This window comes from Aeromonas sp. HMWF014 (assembly GCF_963878295.1).
GTDB classification, from domain to species: Bacteria; Pseudomonadota; Gammaproteobacteria; order Enterobacterales; family Aeromonadaceae; genus Aeromonas; species Aeromonas popoffii.
On record NZ_CAWNYS010000048.1, the window covers coordinates 1 to 703 of the forward strand.

A 703-nucleotide genomic window follows, 5' to 3' on the forward strand; every position below is an offset into this window, starting at 1 on the left:
GGCCGTTCCAGTTGCGATTGGAATTGGCGAGCCCGGAGCCTGACGTCGACTTCGGCGCAGTGCTGGACCAGCCCTGCGAGCTGATGGTGTGGTACCACGGCGAGTTGCAGCGCCGGGTATGTGGGGTAGTGAGCGACTTTGCGCAAGGGGACAGCGGCTTTCGCCGCACCCGCTATCAGCTGCAAGTCAAACCTGCCCTGTGGCGATTGGGTCTTCGCCAAAACTCCCGCATCTTCCAGGCACAGAAGCCGGACGAAATCCTCAGCATTTTGCTGCAAGAGCACGGCATCACCGACTACGCCTTTGCCCTGAAAAACGAACATGCCCAGCGCGAATACTGCGTGCAGTACCGCGAGACCGACCTCGACTTCTTGAACCGTTTGGCCGCCGAAGAGGGGCTGTTCTACTTCCACGAGTTTGAAGCAGGCAAACACCGTATCGTGTTTGCCGACGATGCGGCGGCATTGACTCAAGGCCCCGAGCTTTTCTTCAACCTCGGCAACCGTTCGCTGGAACAGGGCGCCTATGTGCGCCAGTTCCACTACCGCGAGTCGGTGCGCACCTCGGATGTAGAGCTCAAGGACTACAGCTTTAAAACCCCGGCTTATGGCCTAGCTCACAAAAAGCAGGGCGCAGAGCTTGAGCACCAGCGCGACACTTACCAGCACTTTGACTATCCGGGCCGCTACAAAGAGGACCCGAG

General features: G+C 59.2%; 1 pseudogene. It reads left to right on the top strand.

The window, feature by feature from the left end:
• A pseudogene (gene tssI / locus AAC083_RS22770) lies at positions 1 to 686 on the top strand (type VI secretion system tip protein TssI/VgrG); the annotation flags it as partial.
• Positions 687 to 703: the final 17 nt, after the last annotated feature.